At 68.1% G+C, this 22,827-nt stretch carries 21 protein-coding genes and 1 tRNA gene; 12 read left to right on the forward strand and 10 right to left on the reverse strand.

Features of this window, described 5'->3' with window-relative positions:
* Positions 1 to 116: 116 nt before the first annotated feature.
* From PSV23_RS01220 to PSV23_RS01235, 4 genes are all read right to left on the reverse strand, one after another.
* On the reverse strand, positions 117 to 569 hold the full coding sequence (locus PSV23_RS01220; RefSeq protein WP_300465683.1) for a cupin domain-containing protein: 453 nt from the start codon (positions 567 to 569) through the stop codon (positions 117 to 119).
* Positions 570 to 775: 206 nt separating this feature from the next.
* Positions 776 to 2,275, reverse strand: a complete 1,500-nt coding sequence (locus PSV23_RS01225; protein ID WP_300465684.1) for a CYTH and CHAD domain-containing protein — start codon at positions 2,273 to 2,275, stop codon at positions 776 to 778.
* A 157-nt stretch (positions 2,276 to 2,432) separates the two neighbouring features.
* On the reverse strand, positions 2,433 to 4,385 hold the full coding sequence (locus PSV23_RS01230; RefSeq protein ID WP_300465685.1) for a terminase large subunit domain-containing protein: 1,953 nt from the start codon (positions 4,383 to 4,385) through the stop codon (positions 2,433 to 2,435).
* 177 nt (positions 4,386 to 4,562) lie between these two features.
* Complete coding sequence (locus tag PSV23_RS01235; RefSeq protein ID WP_300465686.1) at positions 4,563 to 6,197, reverse strand: ATP-binding protein; 1,635 nt, start codon at positions 6,195 to 6,197, stop codon at positions 4,563 to 4,565.
* A 251-nt stretch (positions 6,198 to 6,448) separates the two neighbouring features.
* Here PSV23_RS01235 and PSV23_RS01240 point away from each other — a divergent pair, with 251 nt between their 5' ends.
* Positions 6,449 to 8,431, forward strand: coding sequence for a hypothetical protein (locus tag PSV23_RS01240; RefSeq protein ID WP_300465687.1), 1,983 nt, complete (start codon positions 6,449 to 6,451; stop codon positions 8,429 to 8,431).
* Between the two features lie 158 nt (positions 8,432 to 8,589).
* On the opposite strand, the gene lipB is transcribed toward PSV23_RS01240, so the two are convergent.
* A complete protein-coding gene (lipB, locus tag PSV23_RS01245) occupies positions 8,590 to 9,324 on the reverse strand; it encodes a lipoyl(octanoyl) transferase LipB (RefSeq protein WP_300465688.1) in 735 nt (244 codons plus the stop codon).
* A 30-nt stretch (positions 9,325 to 9,354) separates the two neighbouring features.
* Between lipB and PSV23_RS01250 the strand changes: the two genes are divergently transcribed.
* The 6 genes from PSV23_RS01250 (at position 9,355) to PSV23_RS01275 (ending at position 14,414) form a co-directional block, all read left to right on the forward strand.
* Positions 9,355 to 9,651: a FliM/FliN family flagellar motor switch protein gene (locus tag PSV23_RS01250; RefSeq protein ID WP_300465689.1), complete on the forward strand. Its 297-nt coding sequence runs from the start codon at positions 9,355 to 9,357 to the stop codon at positions 9,649 to 9,651.
* Positions 9,652 to 9,834: 183 nt separating this feature from the next.
* A tRNA-Leu gene (locus PSV23_RS01255) sits at positions 9,835 to 9,921 on the forward strand.
* Between the two features lie 61 nt (positions 9,922 to 9,982).
* Positions 9,983 to 11,392, forward strand: coding sequence for a magnesium transporter (mgtE, locus tag PSV23_RS01260; protein WP_300465690.1), 1,410 nt, complete (start codon positions 9,983 to 9,985; stop codon positions 11,390 to 11,392).
* A gap of 176 nt (positions 11,393 to 11,568) precedes the next feature.
* Complete coding sequence (locus PSV23_RS01265) at positions 11,569 to 12,879, forward strand: lysozyme (protein ID WP_300465691.1); 1,311 nt, start codon at positions 11,569 to 11,571, stop codon at positions 12,877 to 12,879.
* A 70-nt stretch (positions 12,880 to 12,949) separates the two neighbouring features.
* On the forward strand, positions 12,950 to 14,113 hold the full coding sequence (locus PSV23_RS01270; protein ID WP_300465723.1) for an isovaleryl-CoA dehydrogenase: 1,164 nt from the start codon (positions 12,950 to 12,952) through the stop codon (positions 14,111 to 14,113).
* The gene (locus PSV23_RS01275; RefSeq protein ID WP_300465692.1) at positions 14,106 to 14,414 is read left to right on the forward strand and encodes a hypothetical protein; all 309 of its coding nucleotides are present in this window, start codon (positions 14,106 to 14,108) and stop codon (positions 14,412 to 14,414) included. The genes PSV23_RS01270 and PSV23_RS01275 overlap by 8 nt, the downstream gene beginning before the upstream one ends.
* A gap of 5 nt (positions 14,415 to 14,419) precedes the next feature.
* On the opposite strand, the gene PSV23_RS01280 is transcribed toward PSV23_RS01275, so the two are convergent.
* Positions 14,420 to 14,932 carry a DUF3617 family protein gene (locus PSV23_RS01280; protein ID WP_300465693.1) on the reverse strand — a complete coding sequence of 171 codons (513 nt, stop codon included), beginning with the start codon at positions 14,930 to 14,932 and terminating at the stop codon, positions 14,420 to 14,422.
* A 238-nt stretch (positions 14,933 to 15,170) separates the two neighbouring features.
* Here PSV23_RS01280 and PSV23_RS01285 point away from each other — a divergent pair, with 238 nt between their 5' ends.
* On the forward strand, positions 15,171 to 15,848 hold the full coding sequence (locus PSV23_RS01285; RefSeq protein ID WP_300465694.1) for an exopolysaccharide biosynthesis protein: 678 nt from the start codon (positions 15,171 to 15,173) through the stop codon (positions 15,846 to 15,848).
* 55 nt (positions 15,849 to 15,903) lie between these two features.
* Here the strand turns inward: PSV23_RS01285 and PSV23_RS01290 are convergent, their stop codons facing one another.
* The 3 genes from PSV23_RS01290 to flbT form a co-directional block, all read right to left on the reverse strand.
* Positions 15,904 to 16,734 (reverse strand): flagellin, encoded by an 831-nt coding sequence (locus PSV23_RS01290; RefSeq protein WP_300465695.1) that lies wholly within the window; start codon positions 16,732 to 16,734, stop codon positions 15,904 to 15,906.
* A gap of 199 nt (positions 16,735 to 16,933) precedes the next feature.
* On the reverse strand, positions 16,934 to 17,302 hold the full coding sequence (gene flaF / locus PSV23_RS01295) for a flagellar biosynthesis regulator FlaF (protein ID WP_300465696.1): 369 nt from the start codon (positions 17,300 to 17,302) through the stop codon (positions 16,934 to 16,936).
* Positions 17,262 to 17,684 carry a flagellar biosynthesis repressor FlbT gene (gene flbT / locus PSV23_RS01300; RefSeq protein WP_300465697.1) on the reverse strand — a complete coding sequence of 141 codons (423 nt, stop codon included), beginning with the start codon at positions 17,682 to 17,684 and terminating at the stop codon, positions 17,262 to 17,264. Before flbT ends, flaF begins: the two co-directional genes overlap by 41 nt.
* Positions 17,685 to 17,816: 132 nt before the next feature.
* On the opposite strand from flbT, the gene PSV23_RS01305 reads away from it, so the two are divergent.
* From PSV23_RS01305 to PSV23_RS01315, 3 genes are read left to right on the forward strand one after another with little or no spacing between them, the layout of a single operon-like run.
* Entirely contained in the window at positions 17,817 to 19,604 is a 1,788-nt protein-coding gene (locus PSV23_RS01305) for a tetratricopeptide repeat protein (RefSeq protein ID WP_300465698.1), read from the forward strand.
* A 37-nt stretch (positions 19,605 to 19,641) separates the two neighbouring features.
* Positions 19,642 to 20,088 carry a hypothetical protein gene (locus PSV23_RS01310; RefSeq protein ID WP_300465699.1) on the forward strand — a complete coding sequence of 149 codons (447 nt, stop codon included), beginning with the start codon at positions 19,642 to 19,644 and terminating at the stop codon, positions 20,086 to 20,088.
* An 11-nt stretch (positions 20,089 to 20,099) separates the two neighbouring features.
* A complete protein-coding gene (locus tag PSV23_RS01315; protein WP_300465700.1) occupies positions 20,100 to 20,309 on the forward strand; it encodes a hypothetical protein in 210 nt (69 codons plus the stop codon).
* 270 nt (positions 20,310 to 20,579) lie between these two features.
* Here PSV23_RS01315 and cysS read toward each other — a convergent pair whose 3' ends face one another.
* Positions 20,580 to 21,989: a cysteine--tRNA ligase gene (cysS, locus tag PSV23_RS01320; RefSeq protein ID WP_300465701.1), complete on the reverse strand. Its 1,410-nt coding sequence runs from the start codon at positions 21,987 to 21,989 to the stop codon at positions 20,580 to 20,582.
* 92 nt (positions 21,990 to 22,081) lie between these two features.
* Here cysS and folE point away from each other — a divergent pair, with 92 nt between their 5' ends.
* Entirely contained in the window at positions 22,082 to 22,699 is a 618-nt protein-coding gene (folE, locus tag PSV23_RS01325; RefSeq protein WP_300465702.1) for a GTP cyclohydrolase I FolE, read from the forward strand.
* Positions 22,700 to 22,827 lie beyond the last annotated feature (128 nt).

Here is a 22,827-nt window from a genome sequence, read left to right on the forward strand (position 1 = left end):
AGCCGGCATGGAGTGACGCGCGGGGCGCGGTCTTCACTGGAGGCCCGCCAGCCGTGAGCGGCGTCCGAACCAGGCTCCTCCAGGCCGCGAGGTTCCCGACACGGGCCCGGACCGATTCATTTGGCGGGTTTGTCATTGGATCCCTGACGACTTGTCGGCCTGGCCGGCGCCGGCGCTTCAGTTGTCGTGCCGTCGAAATGCTCCTTGACGGCCGCGGCGTCCGCCCTGGTGGCGCGCACCACGCCGTCACGATGCTGGGGCGGCGCATAGAGCGTATAGAATTTGAGCGACTTTGAGCCGGTGTTGACGATGTTGTGGCTCGCGCCGGCCGGTACGACGATCGCATCGTCGCGCTTGATCCTGGTGCGTTCGCCATCGATCCAGACCTCACCCTTGCCCTTCTCGACCCGGAAGAACTGGTCATTACCGACGTGGGTCTCGGCGCCGATCTCCTCTCCCGCCTTCAGCGCCATCAGCACCAGTTGCAGGTGCTTGCCGGTATAGACCACGCGCCGGAAGGCAGAGTTCTCGACGGTCAGGTCCTCGATATCCTCGACAAAGCCTTTCACAGGAGCTCTCCTCGTCTGATCCTGCGGACGCCGACGCATCGGGTAACGTCAATCAAGGCAACGACCGCGTCGTGAACGCGCAGAGACCTCAGCGCTCGCACGCCACGTCCAGGCCGGGGCCCGCCAACCCTGACCCTCGCGCATTCGCAGACCTTGTCCTTGATCGAGATCATGTCGGCGACAGGCCCGGCGCCCTGGCGCAGCAGTCAGTCGACCGGGTGCGCCCCGGCCCAGAAGGGCTTCAGATCGACCACGTCCTTACAGGCCCTCGCGGCGGATTTGATGGACCGACGCTTGTGCGGAGCGGTTCGCCCGTCATGCGTCGCGCCTCGGATGCCGAACCGCTTGAGCAGCGCGCTGCCAGTGGCATGATCGGTCAGGCGTCCAAGATCGGTCTGAAGGCGTTCAACGGCTTCCACGAAAGCCTCGAGCCGCCCGGACGCGACCGGGCCGGGAAACAGGCCGCCGAGGAACTCCGCCGTATACCGAAGGTTCTTCGCGGCGATCCGAACGGCATGGCGACCCGAGGCGTCGAGATGCGCCAGATGCGCCCCCCGACGTTTCAGGCGGCGCCGACTGCGGCGAAGCCTGCGGACGGCGAACGGCAGAATGGCCTCGCGACGCAGCGCCGCCGTGGCGGCATCGGATAGCCAGAACCCGGCGCTGGTCCAGGCCGTGAGATCCAGCATCAGTTCCCGCAAGGTGGGCGATCGAAGATCCGCGACAAGCACATCGTAAATCTGTTTCCGGTGCGGGTTGAGTTTGGCGATCAGGTCCGCATCGTTGCTCAGTCCAATCAGCACATCGATATTCCGCCCATCGCCAAACATCCGGGCCGCCCGTTTCACACGCCCGGCCAAGGCCCGGGATTCGGGATCGGACAGCAAGGGCTTGAACAGATCCAGCGCCGTTCGAAGCCGCCTCAGCGCGACCCGGCATTGATGGAGCGTTTCGGCTTCAGGCTCAGCCAACAGTCGCGTTTCGTTCAGTCGATAGTGGCGTATGCATGCGTGGCAGATCGCCTGAAAGGCCGCCTGCACCGGGACGTCCCCGGTCAGAGCTGTCCTTTCCGCCTTGACCGCCTCGCCACGCCGCTGTTCGTCCAGCGTATAGCCGCGCTCCGCCTTGCTCTGGACGCCGATACGCAGGGGGCTCATCGCCCCGATCCCGGCGGCCAGATCGAATAACGACCTGAGCGGTCCAGCCTTCAGTTCGATCTCGATCTCGTGGATCGGAACCGACCGGCCGTGCGCCCGGATCGCCCCGAAGTCACTGACGAGCTCCAGCTGCGCGCCTGCCCGATCAACGCGCCACATTCGTCGATCGACATCGGTCGTGAATTGAACCTCCAGCGGCAGATCACAACTCGAGGCCCCGGCCAGTTCGGCGATCAACGCTCGCGTCGGCGGGTCGAGCTCGGGAAGATCGCCCGAAACCTCGGACTCCAGCTCAGGTCGGGTGAACAATCCCGCCGCTGCGGCGCTCTCGAACTTTATCGTCTGAATACAGCGCGCGCCTTCCTTTCGGACCCTGAGTGTCACCCCGGCTGTCCAGAGGCGCCTGTCGGGGGTGTCGAAATAGGTCGAGACCAGGCGGCGCTGTCCGACTGGTGAACCGTAGGCGATGGCAAGCTGACGCCGGACCTGGTCGACGGGGCCATCCATCTCCAGCTTCAGTTCAGTCTCCTCGGCAATGTGCTCGCGCATGCCCGGGTCTCACGCCTTGGCGATTCTGATCGAAGGAGGGAGGACAGCTGACATTATGGACTCCATTCGAGCGGACATCCGGGCTCGGGGGCTGAACAGCACACTAACACCAGACGTTCGGAACCGCTGGTTCGAGTAACAATCGGACCTTCCGCCCTCACAACCACCGCACCCTCGGCCCCTGCTCCCCCTCCGGCGCGTCGATCAGCAGGTCTGTCACCGCCCACACCAGCGCGTCCGCCCGGTCCAGCGACCCCGCCCCCTCCATCTCGCCGGCGAAGGCCATCAGCTCTTCCTCCAGCGCCGACAGCGGGACGCCGTCGGCCGGGGCGTGGCGGACGCGGCCCTGTTCGTAGAGGGCGGCGACGGGCTCGGCGCGGACGCGCTTGCCGCGGGTGGCGCGGACCTCGCGGACCCGCAGGGCGCAACCCGCGGTCCTGAGCACGGCGCTGACCATGTCGCCGCCCTGGTTGACCTCGGCCACGATGGCGGTCGCGCCGAACTCCTGCGCCGCGCGGACGGCGCGGCGGGCCCACTGGTCGGGGCTGAGGCCATGGACCGAGCGGTCGGCCAGGACCACCGCCTCGCGCACGCCGTCGGGACGGCGGCGCGAGCCGGCGACGATGATGCCGCAGGCGTCGCCGGTCGTGGTGGTCGTGGGGTCGAGGGCGACGACGACTCGGTCGAGGGGCGCACACACGGCCTCTCCCTCCCCCTCCGGGGGAGGGCTCGGCGACGCGGGATCGGCGTCCGGGTCTCCGGCCCTTCCCACCCGGTCGCTTCGCGACCCCCCTCCCCCGGCGGGGGAGGGAGAGGCGCTGGCGTTCCCCCTCGCGACCGCCATCATCTCCGCCGTGAACAACGCCCCGTCCAGATCGACGATCCGGCCCTCGATCTCCTGGGCCTCGCGGCGGGTGCCGCCGTAGAGGGCGCGCAGGGCCTCGACGAAACCGGGCGACAGGTGGTCGGCGTTGTCGGCCGTGCCGGCGTGGCTGAGGGCGCAGGAGGGCTCGTCGCGCAGGGCGACCAGCGCCCGGGTGGGGCGCGGAGTGGTCGTCACGACCAATCGAGGGGCGCTATCGCTCGCGCCGCGGGCGCCCGCTGCTTGAGCGCCGTCCTTCGCCACACCCGGCAGCGGCAGCCTCAGCCCCATGCGGAGAAGCGCCAGCGTCTCGGCCGCGCCGCGCGATCCCACCGAGGGCCAGGCGCAGAATTCGTCGGCCCAGGCGGCGCTGAACTGGGGGCCGCGCAGGCTGTCGGGGTCCTCGGCCGAGAAGGCGTGGGCGATGCAGCCGCCGGCGAAGACCAGACGCCGCCGCGAGGGCTCATAGGCGGGGCGGGTCGCCCGGGTCCAGCGCGGCAAGGCGCGCAGGCCGGACGGGCCCTCGATCATCACCTCGCGCACGTCGTGCAGGGTCGGACCGACCAGGGCGACGCGGCCGCCGGGGCCGAGGATCTCGGCCTGATCCGCCAGCCAGCTGGCCCCCGCGAGGGTCTTGCCGGCGCCGCGTCCGCCGAGGAACAGCCAGGTGGACCAGTCGGAGCCGTCGGGGAAGAGACCGGGCGGGCGCTGGGCGGGGCGGAGATCGAGGGCGTCGCCGGGACCCGCGTAGTCGGTGGCGAGCTCGGGCGGCCCGGCGACAAGGGAGCGGCCGCGCGCGGTGCCGATCAGGATGCGGGTGATCAGCCCGGCCATACGCAGGTCGGCGGCGCAGGCCTCGCGGCGCCCCTCGACGGCCGAGACCTCGGCCTGGCCGAGCAGGGTCTCGACGGCGCCGCGAGGATTCTTGCGGTCGAGGACGAAGGCGCGGTCGCGATGCTTCAGCCGGATGCGGTCGTCGGGCAGGTTCTCGAGCGTGATCGGCTTGGGCCCGGCCGGCAGAAAGACGGCGCCGGGCGCGACGCGATCATCGGGCCAGCCGCCGGCCGGCCTGCAACGCTGGTCGGGCGCGCCGGTCCGGCGCTTCAGCCGGCCGGACAGCGAGGCCTTGCGGTTGATGGCGCCGGTGTGGACGCCGTATTTGACGGCCAGGACCTTGCGCGGGACACCGGCCCGTTCTTCCTCGAACAGGGCGTCCCACTGGTCATCGGTGAGTTTGCTCTTTGTCATGCCGGCATTGTCCGGCGGGGCCCTCCTGCGGCTCGCAGATGACGCTGCTCGCGCCCCGAAGGCACGGCGGATCAACGGGTTGGTCTGGAAAAATCATCGGGCTGGAGCTTTATTCCGTACGTCCCCGCGAAGGCGGGGATGCACGGATGGGGTGGGTCGCGGACCGCCCGACCGTCCCTAGCCCGCGGCCGCCAGCGTCTCGACCGGAGCCGGCATTGTCACCTCGATGGCCTGCATCAGGGCGTTGGGGGTGATCGGCTTGGCCAGATGGCTGTCGGCGCCGGCGTCGGCGGCGTCCCGGACGTGCTGGGCCATGGCGTTGGCGCTGAGCATGATCAGCGGAGTGCGGGGACGGCCTTGCGCCTGTTCCACGGCGCGGATGCGGCGGGTGGCGGTCAGGCCGTCCATCACCGGCATCTGCATGTCCATCAGGATCAGGTCGAACCCCCCGGCGGTGAAGGCCTCGACCGCCTGGGCGCCGTCGCCGACCGTGGTCACCTGCATGCCGCCGCCCGACAGGATGGCCTGGACGACGCGCTGGTTGACCGGGTGATCCTCGGCCAGCAGGACGCGCAGCGGCTCGGCGCCGATCCATGGCGACAGGCCGACGGCCACCGGGCCGCGCTCGGCGTCGCGATGGCGGGCGGCGTCATTGGCGGCGTCGTGGGCGGCGACCGAGCGGGTGCGCGACAGGGGGAGGGTCACGGTGAAACAGCTGCCCTGACCCGGTGTGGACTCGGCCACGATCTCGCCGCTCATGATCTCGACCAGCGAACGGCAGATGGACAGGCCCAGGCCGGTGCCGCCGAAGCGGCGGGTGATGGTGCTGTCGGCCTGGTTGAAGCGCTGGAACAGGGCCTCGCCGGCGGCGGCGTCGAAGCCCACGCCGGTGTCGCGCACCGTCAGGGTCAGCAGGGCGACGCCGGGCTCGGGCGTGTCGTCGGCCACCTCGATCGAGACCGAGACCTCGCCGTCGGGGGTGAATTTGACGGCGTTGGACAGCAGGTTGGACAGCACCTGACGGATGCGGGTGGCGTCGCCCAGGAAATCGCCGCGGGCGCCGGGCCCGCGGGCGACGTGGAAGGCCAGACCCGCGGCCTCGGCCTTGACCCGGGCGGTGTCGATGACGCCGTTCAGCTCGCGCTCCAGGTCCATGTCGCCGATGGCGAAATCCAGATGGCCGGCCTCGATCTTGGCGACGTCGAGGATGTCGGACACCAGCCGTTCCAGGGTCACGCCAGACTGTTCGATCAGCTGGACCAGTTCGCGCTGGTCCGGCGTCAGATCGCCCCGGGCCAGCGCCCCGACCAGGCCGATGACGCCGTTCAGGGGGGTGCGGATCTCGTGGCTCATATTGGCCAGGAAGTCGGTCTTGGCCTGGTTGGCGACCTCGGCGGCGGCCTTGGCCTCCATCAGTTCGCGCTCGGCGGCGACCCGGTCGGTGACGTCGCGGGCCATGCCGTAGACGCGGTCCCCGACCCGCCGCGCGCGCCATTCCAGGATGCGATAGCCGCCGGCCTTGTGCCGATAGCGGTTCTTGAAATCGACCACGGGATCGCACGGCCCGCGGTTCTCGACCTCGACAACGCTCTCCAGCGTCGTGACCTGATCGTCGGGGTGGAGCAGGCGCAGCAGGGGCAGGCCTTCCATCTCGTCTGGACGCCAGCCGAGGACGGTCTCCCACGACGGGCTGGCCCGGACCACCCGTCCGTCCAGCTCGCGGATGACCAGCAGGTCCAGCGACACGTCGAAGAAGGTGCTGACAACCAGCGGGTCGGCGTCCTGTTCCGGGCTGGTCAGCGGGGATGGCATCAAGCAAAAATCCTGGCGGGTCTGCGGACGTACCCGATTCTGCACCCGCCAAGGTTAAGGGGGCCCTCGCAACAGTCAAAGTTTCGCGCTCGCCAATTGCGACTGTATCCGGCGCCGGGTTCCGTCGTAGGAAAGCGATGTTCGATACCGGAGGGCGCGGCCATGGGCCGCCGCCGGGATGCGATCGCCGTTCAGTGGGGGGCGGCGGAGATGACGACCCGTCCACACGGGCGTTCGGGGAACCAACAGTCATGGGCTCGCTTATCCGCGCCAACGCCGCGCGCGCGGCGTCAAGGACGACGACCGCAAAGGTTTCGACCACCAAGGGCCACGCGGGAGACGTGACCCTGGGCGAACGCCTGCGCTACGCCTTCGACAAGAGCATGGCGGCCGGGCCGGTGGCGCTGGCCGGCTGGCTGGCTCTGGTGTCGCTGGTGACCATCGCCCTGGCCGCGACGGTGCTGGCTCTGACCCGGCTGGGTCCGGACGGCGGCTTCGGTTTCGGCGAGGCGGCCTGGCAGTCGCTGATGCGGACCATGGACGCCGGCACCATGGGCGGGGACTCGGGCTGGGTCTTCCGCTTCGTCACCCTGTTCGTGACCCTGATGGGCATCCTGGTCTTCTCGGCCCTGATCTCGATCATCTCGGCCGGGCTCGATTCGGCGCTGGAGGGGCTGCGCAAGGGCCGCTCGCGCGTGCTGGAGACGGACCACACCGTCATCCTGAACTGGTCGCCGTCGATCTTCGACATCCTGTCCGAACTGGTCATCGCCAACGCCAGCCGGAAGAACCCGCGCATCGTCATCATGGCCGACAAGGACAAGGTCGAGATGGAGGACGAGATCGCCGACAAGGTCCCCGCCCTCGGCAACACCCGCATCATCTGCCGCAGCGGCGACCCCACTGACCTGTTCGACCTCAGCCTGGTCAACGCCCAGACCTGCCGTTCGATCATCGTCGTCTCGCCCGAGGGCGCCGCCGACCCCGACAGCCAGGTCATCAAGACCATCCTGGCCCTGACCAACGATCCGCAGCGCCGGGTCGAACGCTATCGCATCGCCGCCGAGCTGCGCAGCGCCGACAACGCCGAGGTCGCGCGCATCGTCGGCGGGGACGAGGTCCAGCTGGTCCTGGCCGACGACCTGATCTCGCGCATCGTGGTGCAGTCCAGCCGGCAGGCCGGGCTGTCGGCGGTCTATTCCGAACTGCTCGATTTCGACGGCTGCGAAATCTACACCACCGAGCTGGAAGAGCTGGTCGGCGTGACCTACGGCGACGCCGTCATGGGCTATGAGGACTCGGCCCTGATCGGCCTGCGCTATCCCGACGGCCGGGTGCGGATGAATCCGCCGATGGACGAGGTCATCATAGCCGGCAGCCGGGCGGTCATCATCGCCGAGGACGACGCCGCGATCCGGCTCAGCCCCCTGCCCGACGATGCCATCGACGCGGCCGCCATCCGCAAACCGGCGACCGTCAGGCGCACCGCCGAACGGGTGCTGGTCATCGGCTGGAACCGGCGCGGCCCGATGATCGCCTTCGAGCTGTCGCGCTACGTCAAGGCCGGCTCGGTCCTGACCATCGCCGGCGACGTGCCCGGCCTGGCCGAGGAGATCCGCGCCATGCCGCTCGGCTCGAAGAACATGAAGGTCGAGACCCGGATCATCGACACCAGCCACGCCGCCTCGCTGGAGGCGCTGCAGCCCCTGACCTACGACAGCATCATGGTGCTGGGCTATTCCGACCACATGGAGGCCCAGTCCGCCGACACCCGGACGCTGATCACCCTGCTGCACCTGCGCAAACTGTCCGAGCGGCTGGGCGAGCACATCAGCGTGGTCTCGGAGATGATCGACATCCGCAACCGCGAACTGGCCGAGGTCACCCGCGCCGACGACTTCGTGGTGTCCAACCGGCTGGTCAGCCTGATGCTGGCCCAGGCGTCCGAGAACGAATACCTGTCCGCCATCTTCGACGACCTGCTGGATGAGGACGGCTCGGAAATCTACATGCGGCCCGTCGGCGACTACGTCGATCTGGACCTGCCCGTCAGCTTCTACACCATCGCCGAGGCGGCCCGCCGGCGCGGCGAGACCGCCATCGGCTACCGCCGCCGCCGTCCGGACGACGGCGCCGACAGCCGCAACATGGGCGGGGTGGTGGTGAATCCGACCAAATCGGAACGCCTGTCTTATGAGCCGGAAGATCGGGTGATCGTGCTGGCGGAGGACTAGCCACACTCTCTCCATCATTCCGGGGCGCTCGAAGTGCGAACCCGGAACCCAGGGGACCGGACTCGCTGCCTGCTGCTGCGTTCACGCTCGTGCGAGCCTCCTGGGTTCCGGGTTCCGCTGCGCGGCCCCGGAATGACGGCGGGAGGGTGAGCCAATATCTACGCCCGCAGTAGACCCTGCACCGGCGCCGCGCCCTTCACGGTTTCGCCGAACACCCGCCGGAAGCTGGTCCTCAGCGCCTCGTCCGCCTCGTCCATGGTCGCCGGCACGCCCAGATCGACAAGGCTGGTCACCCCGTGTTCGGCGATGCCGCAGGGCACGATGCCGCCGAAATGGTCCAGGTCCGGCTCCACGTTCAGACTGATGCCGTGGAAGCTGACCCATTTGCGCACCTTGACGCCGATGGCCGCGATCTTGTCCTCGCGCGACCAGCCGGGGCCTTTCCGCTCGACCCAGACGCCGACGCGGCCCTCGCGCACGTCGGCCGGTACGCCGAACTCGCCCAGGGCGCCGATGATCCACTGCTCCAGACCGCGCACGAAGGCGCGCACGTCCTTGCCGCGCGCGTTCAGGTCCAGCATCACATAGGCCACGCGCTGGCCGGGCCCGTGATAGGTGAACTGCCCGCCCCGCCCCGTCCGGTGCACCGGAAACCGCGTCGCATCCAGCAGGTCCCCGTCCTTCGACGACACCCCGGCGGTGTAGAGCGGCGGATGCTCCAGCAGCCATACCAGTTCGGGCGCCTCGCCCGCGGCGATGGCCGCCGCCCGGGCCTCCATGGCCGCGACCGCCGCCTCATAGCCGACAAGGCCCTGCGACACCGCCCATTCGACCGGCCGGCCGTCGGCGCGGGCCAGTTTCGATGCGGCTGAGCTTAAGGCTTGGGAAAGCATGATGCACCCAATGTGGGGGTCAGGAGCGCCATGCAAGTCCAGACCGCGCCAGTAGAGTCAGTAACCGAGTCCCCCATGAGCCAGATCGAAGCCGTCGAAGTCGAGATCTCGGTCGTCCTGGGGCGCTCCGTGCTGCCGATGAGCCAGCTGCTGCGAATGGGCCGCGGGGCTGTGATCCCGCTCGACGCCTCCGAGTCCGACGAGGTCTGGATCCTGGCCAACAACCACCCGGTCGCCCGCGGCCAGATCGAGATCCGCGAGGACCGCATCGCCATCACGGTGACCCGGGCGGCGGATGTGTATGACTTCATGGCGGGCGCGGCGTAGGAAGTGGCTGGTGATTAGTGGCTAGTGGCGGGTGTTTAGGGACTGATCGGGCCTGAACCAGCGTTCGCGGTAAACCGCCGCCTCTGACGCCGCGGCCACTAGCCACTAGCCACTAATCACTAGCCACTCATCACCCCCTTCCCTTCCCCGCATCTCTCCGCTATCAGCCCCCCTCCGATGCGAGCGGTCGTGGCGGAATTGGTAGACGCGCAGCGTTGAGGTCGCTGTTCCTTAACCGGAGTGGAAGTTCGAGTCTTCTCGACCGCACCATCGAAACAACAGGGCGAATCTCGGCTACGATTGAGCTGACATAAAAGCAGGGAGGCCAAGCGTGACTGCCACCGCGAACGCCCCCCTGCCGCCTTCCTCCGACGACATCGACCACGACGCCCTGGACGAGGACTACGTCCTCACGGCTTCGTTCGTCGAAAAGGTCATCGACGCGTCCGACGCCGGCGACGGCGTCAAGCTCCGCTCCCTGCTGGAAGACCTTCACCCGGCCGACGTGGCTGACCTGATGGGCTTCCTGACGGTCGAGCATCGCGCCGTCGTGGTGCTGTGGCTGCCGCCGGAGCTGCTGGCGGAAACCCTGCCCGAGCTGGACGACGGCATTCGCGAGGAGGTGCTGGAGCGCGTCCCGCACCTGACCCTGGCCGAGGCCCTGCAGGAACTGGATTCCGACGACGCCGCCGCCGTGGTCGAGGATCTGGAAGACGACCAGCGCGAACGGGTGCTGGCGGCCATGCCCGAGGTCGATCGCGCCGCGATCGAGAACTCCCTCCGCTACGATGAGGATTCCGCCGGCCGACTGATGCAGCGCGAGGTCATGGCCGCGCCGTCGTTCTGGAACGTCGGCGACACCATCGACCACATCCGCAAGCAGGGCGAGGATCTGCCCGAGCTGTTCTTCGACATCTATATCGTCGACCCGTCGAACAGACCGGTCGGCGGCCTGCCGGTCAGCGGCCTGCTGCGCGCGGCGCGGTCGATCGCCCTGACCGACATCATGGAGCCGATCAACGAGATCGCGGTCGACCAGGACCAGGAAGAGGTCGCCTACATCTTCGAGAAATACCACCTGATCTCGGCCCCCGTCATCGACGCGGAAGGCCGGCTGGTGGGTCAGATCACCGTCGATGACATCGTCAACATCATCCAGGAAGAGAACCGCGAGGACATCCTGCGTCTGGCCGGCGTGTCGGACGAGGACCGCGGCTCGTCGGTGTCCGAGATCGTGCGCGGCCGCGTGCCCTGGCTGGCCATCAACCTGGCCACGGCGATGCTGGGGGCCAGCGTCATCGCCTTCTTCGGCGCGACCATCGAGCAGATCGTGGCCCTGGCGGTGCTGATGCCCATCGTCTCGGCCATCGGCGGCAACGCCGGCACCCAGGCCCTGACCGTGACGGTGCGCGCCCTGGCGACGCGCGAACTGAACAGCTCCAACGCGCCGCGGACCTTCCGGCGGGAACTCGCGGTCGGCCTGGCCAATGGCCTGGTGCTGGCGCCCCTGATCGGCATCGCGGCCGCCCTGTGGTCGGGTGACTGGCGGATCGGGGCTGTGATCGCCCTGTCCATGGTGCTGAACCTTGTGGTGGCCGCCACGGTCGGGGTGCTGACGCCCCTGACCCTGTCAAAGCTGAAATTCGACCCCGCCGTCTCCTCGGCCGTGTTCGTGACGGCGACGACGGACTTCTTCGGATTCCTGATCTTCCTTGGTCTCGCCACGCTTGTGTTGATCTGATCACGGCCGGAGCGAAATCGGTCGAGCTGGACGTAGTCCAGCTCGGCTCAGATTTCGCTCCAGCATAATGCTGGACCATTTTTTGGGTTCGGGTCCTTCGACCCGAAACAAAAATGGTCCGGCCCTTGCTGGCTCTCTTGACGGGCGAGCACGCCCGTCTCGATTTGGGTCAATCCGTGTCCGATGCGACCACGCCACGTCTGAAAGTCTCCCGTGAGGGGGTCGTCCTCATCAAGAGTTTCGAGGGCTTCCGTCCGCACGCCGTCCGCGGCGGCGACGGGCGCTGGATCATCGGCTATGGCCACACCGCCTCGGCCCGCGAGGGTCTGGGCGTGGGCGAGCAGGACGCCGAACTGCTGCTGCAGTACGACCTCCTCCCGGTGGTGCGGGCCCTGAACGAGCGGGCGCCCGCCAGCCTGAACCAGCACCAGTTCGACGCCCTGGCCAGTTTCGCCATCTCCGTCGGGGTCGAGCGGTTCCTTGCCTCAGACGTTCTGCAACGCCTGAACGAGGGCCAGGCCGGACAGGCCGCCGACGCCCTGATCGGGTGGCCGGAGGCGGCGTCGCCCGAATCCCGCCTGCGCCGCCGCGCCGCCGAGCGCGCCCTGTTCGTCGCCGATCCGGCCTCGGCCGTCACCCTGGCCGACCTGCTGGCGGCTCCCTTGCCGCCTCCGCCGGTTGAATCGGCCAGGCCGCAGGCCGAGGCTCCCGACGCGCGCGCCGCCGCGGTCGCCGCCCTGCTGGGCGAAACGGCCGGGCCGGAGGCGACGCCCGCCGCCGATCCGGAGCCGTCGCCCGGGACAGAGCCCGTTCCGGCTGCGTCTGCGCAACCCGTCGCGGCCATCAACGCGGTTCATCTCAGCCGCTATTCGCCCTACGCCGCCGCCATCATCGGTCCCCTGCCCGGTTTCGAGCCTGTGGCGCCCGCACCCGCGGTGGAGCCGGAAGCGGCGCCTGTCGAGCCCGCTCGACCGGAGACGGTTCCGGTCGAGGCGGAGCCGCAGGCGCCGGTCCCGAGCACGACCGGGGCGCCTGACCTGACGCCCGTCATTCCGCTGGTTTCGCCGGCGCCCGCGATCTCGCCCTTCCCGCCGATGGACCAGCCGCTGGTTCTGACGCCCCTGACCGAGGCTGACATGGTCCAGGCCGACCGTCCGGCCTGGCCCGAGGAAGCTCGCGCCGCGCCGGCCGCCGTCGAGGAGACCGCGCTGTTCGAGGACGAGCCGACGCTGTCGGTCCTGCGCCACGAGGTCGAGCCGACCCAGCCGCGGCGGTTCGACTGGAGCGAAACCGGCGCCTTCCTGATCATGGGCGGCGTCGGTCTGGCCGCCTGCGGGGCCTCGGCGGCCGCCTTCCGTCTGGCGGTCGAACAGCCCTCGCCCATGGGCGAGACCAGCGTCATCGCCTGGGCCCTGGCCCTGATCGGCGTGATCTGCGTCGGCGTGTCCTCGTGGAACCTCTACGTCCGCTGGGGCAAGCCGGACTGACCCTTCTTCTCCCCCGGGAGAGGGTTTGAGCGACTTTGCGGCAGCGGCGCGCGGTGCTACCCCCGCCGACATGAGCATTCCCAACGCCCCCCAATCGATGGATTTCGGCCTCGGCGACAACGCCGACATGATCCGTGAGACCACCGCCCGCTGGGCGACCGACCGCCTCGCGCCCCTCGCCGCCGAGATCGACGAGACCAACGCCTTCAGGCGCGAGCTGTGGCCCGAGATGGGCGAACTGGGCCTGCATGGAATCACCGTCGAGGAAGAGTACGGCGGCCTCGGCCTCGGCTATCTCGAACACGTCGTGGCGATGGAGGAGGTGTCGCGCGCCTCGGCCTCGATCGGCCTCGCCTACGGGGCCCACTCGAACCTGTGCGTCAACCAGATCCGCCGCTGGGGCACGGACGAGCAGAAGCGCAAATACCTGCCGAAACTGATCTCGGGCGAGCACGTCGGCTCCCTCGCCATGTCCGAGGCCGGCTCGGGCTCCGACGTCATGTCGATGCGCACCCAGGCCCGCAAGGACGGCGACCGCTACGTCCTGAACGGCACGAAATTCTGGATCACCAACGCCCCTCACGCCGAGACCCTGGTGGTCTACGCCCGCACCGGCGAGGGCAGCGGCGGCGTCACCGCCTTCCTGATCGAGAAGGGCATGAAGGGGTTCAGCGTCTCGAAGAAGCTGGACAAGATGGGCATGCGCGGCTCGGACACCGCCGAACTGGTGTTCGAGGACTGCGAGGTCCCGGAAGAGAATGTCATGGGTCCCGTCGGCGGCGGCGCCGGGGTGCTGATGAGCGGCCTCGACTATGAGCGCGCGGTGCTGTCGGGCGGTCCGCTGGGCATCATGCAGGCGGCGATGGACGTGGTCCTGCCCTACGTCCGCGAGCGCAAGCAGTTCGGCAAGGCCATCGGCAGCTTCCAGCTGATGCAGGCCAAGGTCGCCGACATGTACGTCGCCCTGAACTCAGCCCGGACCTATGTCTACGCCGTGGCCCGCGCCTGCGACGCGGGCAGGACCACCCGCTACGACGCCGCGGGCGCCATCCTGCTGGCCAGCGAGAACGCCGTGAAGGTCAGCCTCGAGGCCGTCCAGGCCCTGGGCGGCGCCGGCTATACGAAAGAGTGGCCGGTCGAACGGCTGGTCCGCGACGCCAAGCTGTACGACATCGGCGCGGGGACGAACGAGATCCGCCGCTTCCTGATCGGGCGAGAGTTGTTAGGTGGATAGGACGCTGACGGGCCTCGGGCTTTTCCTGACCGGGACTCTGGCGCTGGTGGTCTGCGTACTATGGGCCCGACGGTTGAACCGCGCGCTTCACCGGCGCGACAAAACGCCCGGAACGTCGTTCGAGCCGAACCTTGACCCGGACGATCGCTTCCAATTCTACCAGATCTGGTGGCGGTTGTTGATCGCCCGACTGCCTGGGGATCGGCCCGGACTGCGGCGAGAGGTCATCCTCTTCCGCTGTCTGCAACTGGCGGCCATTATCACTCTGATCGGCGCGTTTGCACTCATGTCGGCTGCCTGAATCCCCTACTCCGCCTTCGCCTCAGCCGGGCAGTCGCCCAGCCGTTCGGCGTTCATCACCATGGTGACCTCGGCCATCTCCGGGCTCGGCGGGGGCGTCATCCGGCTCTTCACCTCCATCGTGTAGTTGCGGGTGAAGTCGCCTGAGACCCGGGTGTCCGTCTCCGTGCGCATGCCGTCGGCCGAGGTGCAGACCATATGGCCGACCATGGCGTCGCCCTCGCGGCGGAAGGACTGCTGGTCGCAGGTCATGCCCGAGGACTCCGGAGCGCCCTGGGGCGTCTCGAACTTCGCCTCTCGGATGCAGGTTTCGACCGCCGGCGCCTCCATGCCGGACGGCATCCCGCTCATCCGGGTCGTGACGCGCCACAGGCCGGGCGTGGGCCCGGAGGGCATACCGGCGGCGGTTGCGTTTCCCGCCGCGTCGCTCGCCTTTCCAGCCGGCGAGCCGTCGCCGCCCTGCCCGCAGGCCGCCAGCGAGAGGGCGGCGAGCCCGGAAATCAGACCGATGGTGCGCATGTCGTTCCTCCACCCAGACCCGACCCCTAGCACATTCCGGGACCTGGCTGAACCGCTCGGCAGGAGACCGGGAACCGGGGCGGACCGGCGATGGTTGGTTGAGACGCACGGGAGACAACCCTTGCCTCCCGAATCCGTCGCCCGGCGCATGATGTGAGCGACAGCCAGATTGACGTTTGTTAAGTGGCGCCCGCCTGCGGTCGCGCCTAGATCGGACCATCTCCTCCGGACGCCGCCGATGCCCGACTATGACTATCAGAGCGACACCCGGCCCTTCTCGCAGGTGATCGAGGACATCGGCGCCCGGGACGAGCCCAAGCTTTACCTCGGCGAGCTGGTCAACGCTTTCGGCGAGCGCGGCTTCGGCGCCCTGATGCTTTTCTTCGGCCTGTTGAGCGTCGCCATCGGCATCATCCCGGGAACCACGACGGTCCTGGGCGCGCCGCTGTTGCTGATGGGCCTGCAGCTGACGATACGCCAGGACCAGCTTTGGCTGCCGCGCTGGGCCCTGCGCCGCTCGATCGAGCGCGAGACCTATCGGCAGGGCGTCGCGAGGGTGCTTCCGCGGCTGAGAAAGATGGAACGGCTATCCCGGCCCCGCCTGTCAATCATGACCAGCGAGCTGTCCGAGGTTCTGATCGGCGTCGCCACCTTCCTTCTGGCCTGCATCCTGATCCTGCCGCTGTGGGGCGGCAACCTGATCCCGGCCCTGATCATCTCCGCCTTCGGCTTCGGCCTGCTGCAGCGCGACGGTCTGGCCATCCTCATCGCCTGGACCGCCGTCGGTCTGATCTGCACGGCCGGCCTGGTCGTCTGGCTGGCCTGGACCTGGGTCTCGCCCTATCTGCTGCCTGTCTGGGAGTGGCTGAACGGCCTGCTGCCGCAGCTCTGGGCGTGGCTCACCGGCCTGTTCTGAACGACGAAACGCCGGAGAGGTCTCCCCCTCCGGCGCTTGTTCGAACCCGAAACAGTCAGTTGCGGAACAGCGACAGCACCAGCTGCGGCGTCTGATTGGCGATGCCCAGAGCCTGAACCCCCAGTTGCTGCTTCGTCTGCAGAGCCTGAAGTTTGGCGCTTTCCTTCGCCAGATCGGCGTCGACCAGATTGCCCACTCCCGCCTCCAGCGCGTCCGACAGCTTGCCGACGAACGTCAGGTGGGTCGAGAGCGCCTTCGACTTGGTGCCCAGCCGCGCGAGCGAGGCCGAGACCTTGTCGATGGAGGTGGAGACGGCCGTAAGCGAAGCCGCCGCCTTGGTCAGGGTGTCGATCGACTGCGTGGTCGCGATCGTCACATTCGCGCCGCCCAGAGCGAGAACCTCCGCGCCAACCGTCAGGCTGGACGTGCCCGTCACGTTCGCCAGGGCCTGGAACCCCGTCGCTCCCGTCTTCAGCAGGTTGACCCCGTTGAATTCGGCATTGCCGGTGACCGTGGCGATCTGGTCGCGAAGGGCCTTGAAATCCTCGTTCAGAGCCGCGCGCGCCGACGTCTTGAGTGACGCGTCCGTCGCAGCGAGTGCCTTCTCCTTCAGTTGGAGCAAGAGGTCAGAGACCGTCTCGCCCGCCGCCAGGGCCACATCGACCGCGGCGATGCCACGATCGAGCGACTGTTTGACCGCGCCCAGCGCACCGATATCGGCGCGCTGCCCCTGGGCGATGGCCCAGATGGCTCCGTTGTCCTTGGCGCTGGAGACAGATTTGCCGGTGTTGATCCGGTTCTGCACCTGCGACAGGGAGGCGTTGGTCGCGTTCAGGTTCTGGAGCGCGATTTGCGCGCCCGTGTTCGTGTTGACCGACATAACCATCGGCTGTCCTTCCATTCTGGTCGGGTGAAGAACGGCCTTCTGGCCGTCGAACCAGTTCTGGTTCGCGCACGGCAACGCAAGGATCGGGCCGGGTTATCGGCCGATCAGCGCCAGTCTTTTCAGAGGCTTGTCGAGAAAAATGGAAGAGCCCGGCAGGTCTGACCCGCCCGGCCCGGCGCGTCTTGCCTACCCGGCCGGCTCAGGCGGCTTGCGCGGATCCGGGGCCCGACAGACCCTGCATGACCATCTTGTTGATGTCGATCAGGGCTTCGAAATCGTCCTCGTTGCGCATGATCGCCGACGAATGGCGGCTGACGAACAGACTGATCGAGATGATCTGGGCCCGCAGGTTCTTGTCCATCGCATTGTCCGGATTGGCGCAGTCGGTCGCCAGCGCCGACCACAGCCGGCGGTTCCAGTCGAGCGCGTCGATCCGGGTGGCGAGGTCCGTCGGGTCCACGGTCGAGGCGTGCATCAACGCCCGGGTCACCTGCCCGAACAGCCGGTATTCCGTTTCACGCGGGTTTTCAGCCCGCGTGGCCGCGGTCTTGTACGCCTGCAGCGACATTCGCCAGCCCTTCCTCGTAATCCACCAGTTTTCGCGCCGCCATCAGGGCCTTGTAGTATTCGCGCGCCATGACGTGACGCGACGCCGCCACGCAATCGGCCAGAACCTTCGGATTGCGCGTCGCGCCCATGAACTCGGTCAGACGCATCGCGAACTCGTCGTAGACCTTGGGCGCCTGGGCCTCGTCCAGATACATCATCATGACCGGAAAATAGACGCGGGTCGCCGGGCTGTTGACGTCCTCGGGCTGGAGGATGTCCTTCTCACGCAGCACCGAGGCCTTGTTCTGGAGGATCAGAACGCCGCGACGGTCGCCATTCTGAACCACCGCGCCGTTGAGCACGAATTTCTCGCCGGGTTTGAGCGACAGCTTGAGCGGCATTTTCGGGAGCGTCTCCTGACAGGCTCGCGGCGACGTTAGGAAGCCGGGAACGAACGCAAGCTAAACAGTCGTGGTTAACCATGTCTTGTGACCCCGGCGGCGATCCTTCCGGGACACTTTCGGGATCGATCCATGTCCGCAGCCGATCTGGCTCCAGAACTCGTCCACGCGCCGCAGCTGGCCGCCCAGGGAATGGTCGGCGACTCCGCCTCTCCCGAGGCGATCCGCAAGCTGTCGCGGCAGCTGGCCAATCCGAAACTGGCGGTGAAGGCCCAGCGCAAGGGGCTGGAAAAGCTGAAGGCCGCCCTGGTGGCCATCCGCGCGGGCGACTTCGCGTTGGGGGCCCGGCGGGCGCTGGACGCGCTGCGGATCGACGAGACCAGCGGCCTGGCCTGGCACGTCCTGGCCATCTGCCGCGAGAAGTCGGGGGATTTCGGCCAGGCCCTGCTGGCCTATGAGGCGGCGCTCAAGCTGCTGCCCAACGAAACCGACGTGGCCCAGGACCTGGGCCGGCTGGCGCAGCAGATGGGCTATCTCGACATCGCCGAGAAGCTCCTGATCAAATATCTGGCGGCCGACCCCGGCCACATCGAGGCGACCAACAACCTCGCCTGCGTGCAGCGCGACCAGAAACGCTATGGCGACGCCGTCGAGACGCTGCGCGCCCTGCTGGGGGTCGAACCCGAATCGCCGGTGCTGTGGAACACCCTCGGCACGGTGCTGAGCGACCAGGGCGACATGACCACCGCCCTGACCTTCTTCGAGGAGGCGCTGCGGCACGACCCGACGTTCGCCAAGGCCCGCTACAACCGCGCCAACGCCCGCCAGCCCCTGGGCGACGCGGTCGGCGCTCTCGAGGATGTGGACGCCGCCCTGCCTGGCGCCGAAAGCCCCTATGAGCAGGCCATGATGACCATGGCGCGGGCCATGCTGCTGATGACCCTCGGCCGCATCCCCGAAGGGTTCGAGGCCTATGAGGTTCGGCTGGACCCGCATCTGCCCGAGGCCATGCGGGTGGCCGTCGAGGCCCCGCGCTGGGACCCGAAGACGGAGGACATCCGCGGCAAGCGGCTGCTGATCGTGGGCGAACAGGGCATCGCCGACGAAATGGTGTTCGGAACCTGTATCGGCGACGCGATCGAGGCCGTCGGGCCGGACGGCAAGGTCTTCGTGGCGGTGGAGCCCCGGCTGATGGGGATGTTCCAGCGCGCCTATCCCGACGCGGTCTTCGGCGCGCACCGGGCGGTCAAGCTGGAGGGGCGGATCACCCGCTATGTGCCCTTCGTCGAGGAGATCGAGGACGGCGTCGATCTGTGGATTCCGATGGCGTCGCTGCTGGCCGTCTATCGCCCGTCGATCGACCGGTTCCCGAACCGCCGGGGCTATCTGAAGCCGGACCCGGACAAGGTGGCCCACTGGCGTACCGAACTGGAAAAACTCGGACCCGGCCTGAAGGTCGGCCTGCACTGGAAGAGTCTGGTCCTGACCGGATCGCGGGCGCGCTACTTCTCCAGCTTCGAGCGCTGGCGGCCCGTGCTGGAGACGCCGGGCGCGATGATGGTCAACCTGCAGTGCGGCGACGTGGCCGACGATCTGGCGGCGGCCGAGGCGGCGGGGATTTCCATCTGGACGCCGCCGATCAACCTCAAGGACGACCTGGAGGATGTGGCGGCCCTGTCGGTCGCCCTGGATCTGGTGATCGGACCGGGCATCGCCGGGACCAATCTGGCGGCGGCCGTGGGCGGAACGGCCTGGATGATCACCGCGCCCGACGACTGGCACTATCTGGCGACGGACAAATACCCCTTCTATCCGCACCTGCGCTTTTTCAGGCGCGACGGCTTCGACGCCTGGGAAGGCGCGATCGAACGGCTGCGGACGGCGCTGGACGAGGCGGTCAAGGTCGGGAACGCCGGATAGCGGCGGGGCGTTGAACTCCCGAACAGGGAGCGACCTCATGCCCGGCCTCGACGACTATTCGGACGATCAGGAACAGTCGGAAGTCTTTGACGAAACCCACATCGACGATGAGGGCGACGGCGACATCCTGCTGGACGAGGCCGATCCCGTGCTCGACGTCACCCAGGCCGACGGCGACGCCGACGAGGAAGAGTTCGACGAGGACGCCGAGGACGATCTGGACGAAATCCAGGGCGCCGCCGGCATCGAGTCGGAGGCCGACGCCCTGTTGGGCGTGGACGGCGAGCGCCTGACCGAGATCGACGGCGAAAGCACCGGCGGCCGGGGGCCGGACGAGGTCGAGCTGGTCTATACGGGCCTGATGCGCAACGTCCGCGGAGCCCAGGCCAGCGCCGCCCACTGGGAAGCCAGAACCCTGTCGGACGACGACATCGCCGGCCTGGGCTACGGCCCCGACGGCGACGAAGATCACCCCGCGAAATAAGGAGGGCGGTCATGACCACCCAGACGCACAAACCCGATCATCAGCAGTCTCCCGCCGACGACGAGCCCCACGCCCGCAAGGCGGAACGGGAGCACGGCAAGCCGGACCAGCTTTGCGAAGGGGAACGCCACGCCGAGGACCGCCAGGAGGCGTTGCTCGACGAGGGCCTTGAAGAGACCTTCCCCGCCAGCGACCCGGTGTCCGCCAAGCGGATCACGTAAACCCGGCGACGCCCCGCCGACTCCTCCCCACATCGTGGGGAGGAGGACCGCCCGCGCGACTCAGCGCCCTCCCCGAACTTTTCAGCGCGACGCCGAAAGGACGATGACGTACGTCCGCATGCGCGCGCTTTCTCCCTCCCCTTCATGGGGAGGGATGTCGGCGCGAAGCGACGACAGGGTGGGGTAAGGCTGGACAATTCCCCACCCGGTCGCTGCGCGACCTCCCTCCCCACAAGGGGGAGGGAGAAGGAGACTCACCTGCCTCTTGTCCTATCCCTTGACCCGCCAGGTCGCGCCCGTCGGACCGTCCATGACGACGACGTTCAGCGCATTCAGCCGGTCGCGGATACGGTCAGCCTCGGGCCAGTCCTTGCCGGTGCGCGCCGCGGCCCGTTGCTCCAGCAGGGTTTCGACCTCGGCCTTGAAGGCGTCGTCGACGCCGGCGTCGAACCAGGTCGCCGGCTCGGCCTGCAGCACGCCCAGGATCGCCGCGGCCGCGATCAGCTCGCCCTTGGCCCGCGCCACCACGCCGTGATCGCCGGCCGTCATGGCCCGCTCGATCTCGCTGGACAGGGCGAACAGGGTCGCCATGGCGCCCGGCGTGTTGATGTCGTCCTCGATGGCCTTGAGGAAGTCCTCGGGCGGCTCGTCGCCATTGGCCTCGACCCCGGCGGCGCGATGCAGCGCGCCATACAGCCGGTCCAGCGCCTTGCGGCTCTGGTCCAGCAGCGACTGGTTCCAGTCCAGCGGCTGGCGATAATGGGCGCTCAGCAGGGCCCAGCGCACCACCTCGCCCGGCATCGACTGCACCAGATCGTGCAGCAGCAGGACGTTGCCGATCGACTTGGACATCTTTTCCGCATCGACGGTCAGGAAGCCATTGTGCATCCAGTAGCGGCTGTATTCTGCGTGGGCGTTCGGCTCATGCGCATGGCCGTGGGCGCAGACGCCCTGGGCGATCTCGTTCTCGTGGTGCGGAAACACCAGGTCGATGCCGCCGCCATGGATGTCGATCGGCAGGCCCAGCGTCTCCTCGATCATGGCCGAGCATTCGATATGCCAGCCCGGACGCCCCTCGCCCCACGGCGACGGCCAGGACGGCTCGCCCTCCTTCGAGGGCTTCCACAACACGAAGTCGTGCGGATTCTTCTTGTACGGCGCGACCTCGACCCGCGCCCCGGCGATCATGTCGTCCAGATTGCGCCCGGACAGCCGACCGTAGGTCTCATAGGACGAGACGTCGAACAGCACATGGCCCTCGGCCGCATAGGCGCAGCCCTGCTCCATGATGGCGCCGATCTGTCTGACGATGGCGTCCATATGGTCGGTGACGTGCGGCGCCAGGTCCGGCGGCGAGACGTTCAGCCGGCTCATGTCCTCCAGATAGGCGGCCTCGTAACGCGAGGTGACCTCGCCGATCGGCGTGCCCTCCTTCGCCGCCTTCGCATTGATCTTGTCGTCCACGTCGGTGACGTTGCGGGCGTAGATGACCTTGTCCGCCCCGTACTCGCGGCGCAGCAGCCGCACCAGCACGTCGAACACCACGGGCGGCCGGGCATTGCCGATGTGGGCGTAGTCATAGACCGTCGGGCCGCAGACATAGAGGGTCACCCGGTCCGGATCGCGGGGGGTGAACACGCGCTTTTCGCGGTGCAGGGTGTCGTGCAGGATCAGCGGCATAGTGAGGCGGAAGCTTTCAGTTTTCTTGCAGGACGGACCGGCGGTCCCATATAGCCGTCCTGCTGCACAAGCGAACAGCGTCGAGATCGATAATGAGCGTCATCCCCGTCAAGCCGGTTCTCGTTGGAGACAACGACCCCGCCCCGCGCCCCTCGCGCGAGAAGGCGTTGGAGGCTGTCCGCACCCTGCTGGCCTGGGCGGGCGACAATCCGGACCGTCCGGGCCTGATCGACACGCCGCGCCGCGTCGTCGACGCCTATGGCGAATGGTTCGACGGCTATGACGCCGACGTCGAGAAGGAGCTGAGCCGCACCTTCGAGGACGTCCAGGGCTATGACGACATGGTGCTGCTGCGCGACATCGAGGTCGAGAGCCACTGCGAGCACCACATGGCCCCCTTCATCGGCAAGGCCTATGTCGCCTACATCCCCGACGAAAAGGTCGTCGGCATCTCCAAGCTGGCCCGGGTGGTCGAGATCTTCTCGCGCCGCCTGCAGACCCAAGAAGTGCTGACCAACCAGATCGCCGCCGCCATCGAATCGCACCTGCAGCCCGCGGGCGTGGCCATCCTGATCGACGCCGAACACCAGTGCATGACCACGCGCGGCGTGCATCACCGCCACGTTTCGACCATCACCACCCGGTTCACTGGCGTCTTCAAGTCCGACGGCGCGCTCAAGGACCGTTTCCTGAAACTCGCCAGGGGCTGATCGGCTCGCCCCGCAGGCGTATTTCGCGCAATCGCCGCGCTTCGGAACCTCAACGGGCCCGAAGCCGCTTTACAAGCGAGTTGCGGGACGCCAAGAGACGAACCGAACGTCATAGCTTGCGCTCGCCG

This window comes from Brevundimonas sp., from assembly GCF_029946145.1.
Taxonomy (GTDB): domain Bacteria; phylum Pseudomonadota; class Alphaproteobacteria; order Caulobacterales; family Caulobacteraceae; genus Brevundimonas.

Bases quoted from the DNA above. Each gene is read 5' to 3' on its own strand.
- PSV23_RS01225 (WP_300465684.1), bottom strand. From the start codon at position 2,275: ATGCGCGAGCACATTGCCGAGGAGACTGAACTGAAGCTGGAGATGGAT.
- PSV23_RS01230 (WP_300465685.1), bottom strand. From the start codon at position 4,385: ATGACAAAGAGCAAACTCACCGATGACCAGTGGGACGCCCTGTTCGAG.
- PSV23_RS01235 (WP_300465686.1), bottom strand. From the start codon at position 6,197: ATGCCATCCCCGCTGACCAGCCCGGAACAGGACGCCGACCCGCTGGTT.
- PSV23_RS01240 (WP_300465687.1), top strand. From the start codon at position 6,449: ATGGGCTCGCTTATCCGCGCCAACGCCGCGCGCGCGGCGTCAAGGACG.
- lipB (WP_300465688.1), bottom strand. From the start codon at position 9,324: ATGCTTTCCCAAGCCTTAAGCTCAGCCGCATCGAAACTGGCCCGCGCC.
- PSV23_RS01250 (WP_300465689.1), top strand. From the start codon at position 9,355: ATGCAAGTCCAGACCGCGCCAGTAGAGTCAGTAACCGAGTCCCCCATG.
- PSV23_RS01270 (WP_300465723.1), top strand. From the start codon at position 12,950: ATGAGCATTCCCAACGCCCCCCAATCGATGGATTTCGGCCTCGGCGAC.
- PSV23_RS01280 (WP_300465693.1), bottom strand. From the start codon at position 14,932: ATGCGCACCATCGGTCTGATTTCCGGGCTCGCCGCCCTCTCGCTGGCG.
- PSV23_RS01285 (WP_300465694.1), top strand. From the start codon at position 15,171: ATGCCCGACTATGACTATCAGAGCGACACCCGGCCCTTCTCGCAGGTG.
- PSV23_RS01290 (WP_300465695.1), bottom strand. From the start codon at position 16,734: ATGGTTATGTCGGTCAACACGAACACGGGCGCGCAAATCGCGCTCCAG.
- flaF (WP_300465696.1), bottom strand. From the start codon at position 17,302: ATGTCGCTGCAGGCGTACAAGACCGCGGCCACGCGGGCTGAAAACCCG.
- flbT (WP_300465697.1), bottom strand. From the start codon at position 17,684: ATGCCGCTCAAGCTGTCGCTCAAACCCGGCGAGAAATTCGTGCTCAAC.
- PSV23_RS01305 (WP_300465698.1), top strand. From the start codon at position 17,817: ATGTCCGCAGCCGATCTGGCTCCAGAACTCGTCCACGCGCCGCAGCTG.
- PSV23_RS01310 (WP_300465699.1), top strand. From the start codon at position 19,642: ATGCCCGGCCTCGACGACTATTCGGACGATCAGGAACAGTCGGAAGTC.
- PSV23_RS01315 (WP_300465700.1), top strand. From the start codon at position 20,100: ATGACCACCCAGACGCACAAACCCGATCATCAGCAGTCTCCCGCCGAC.
- cysS (WP_300465701.1), bottom strand. From the start codon at position 21,989: ATGCCGCTGATCCTGCACGACACCCTGCACCGCGAAAAGCGCGTGTTC.
- folE (WP_300465702.1), top strand. From the start codon at position 22,082: ATGAGCGTCATCCCCGTCAAGCCGGTTCTCGTTGGAGACAACGACCCC.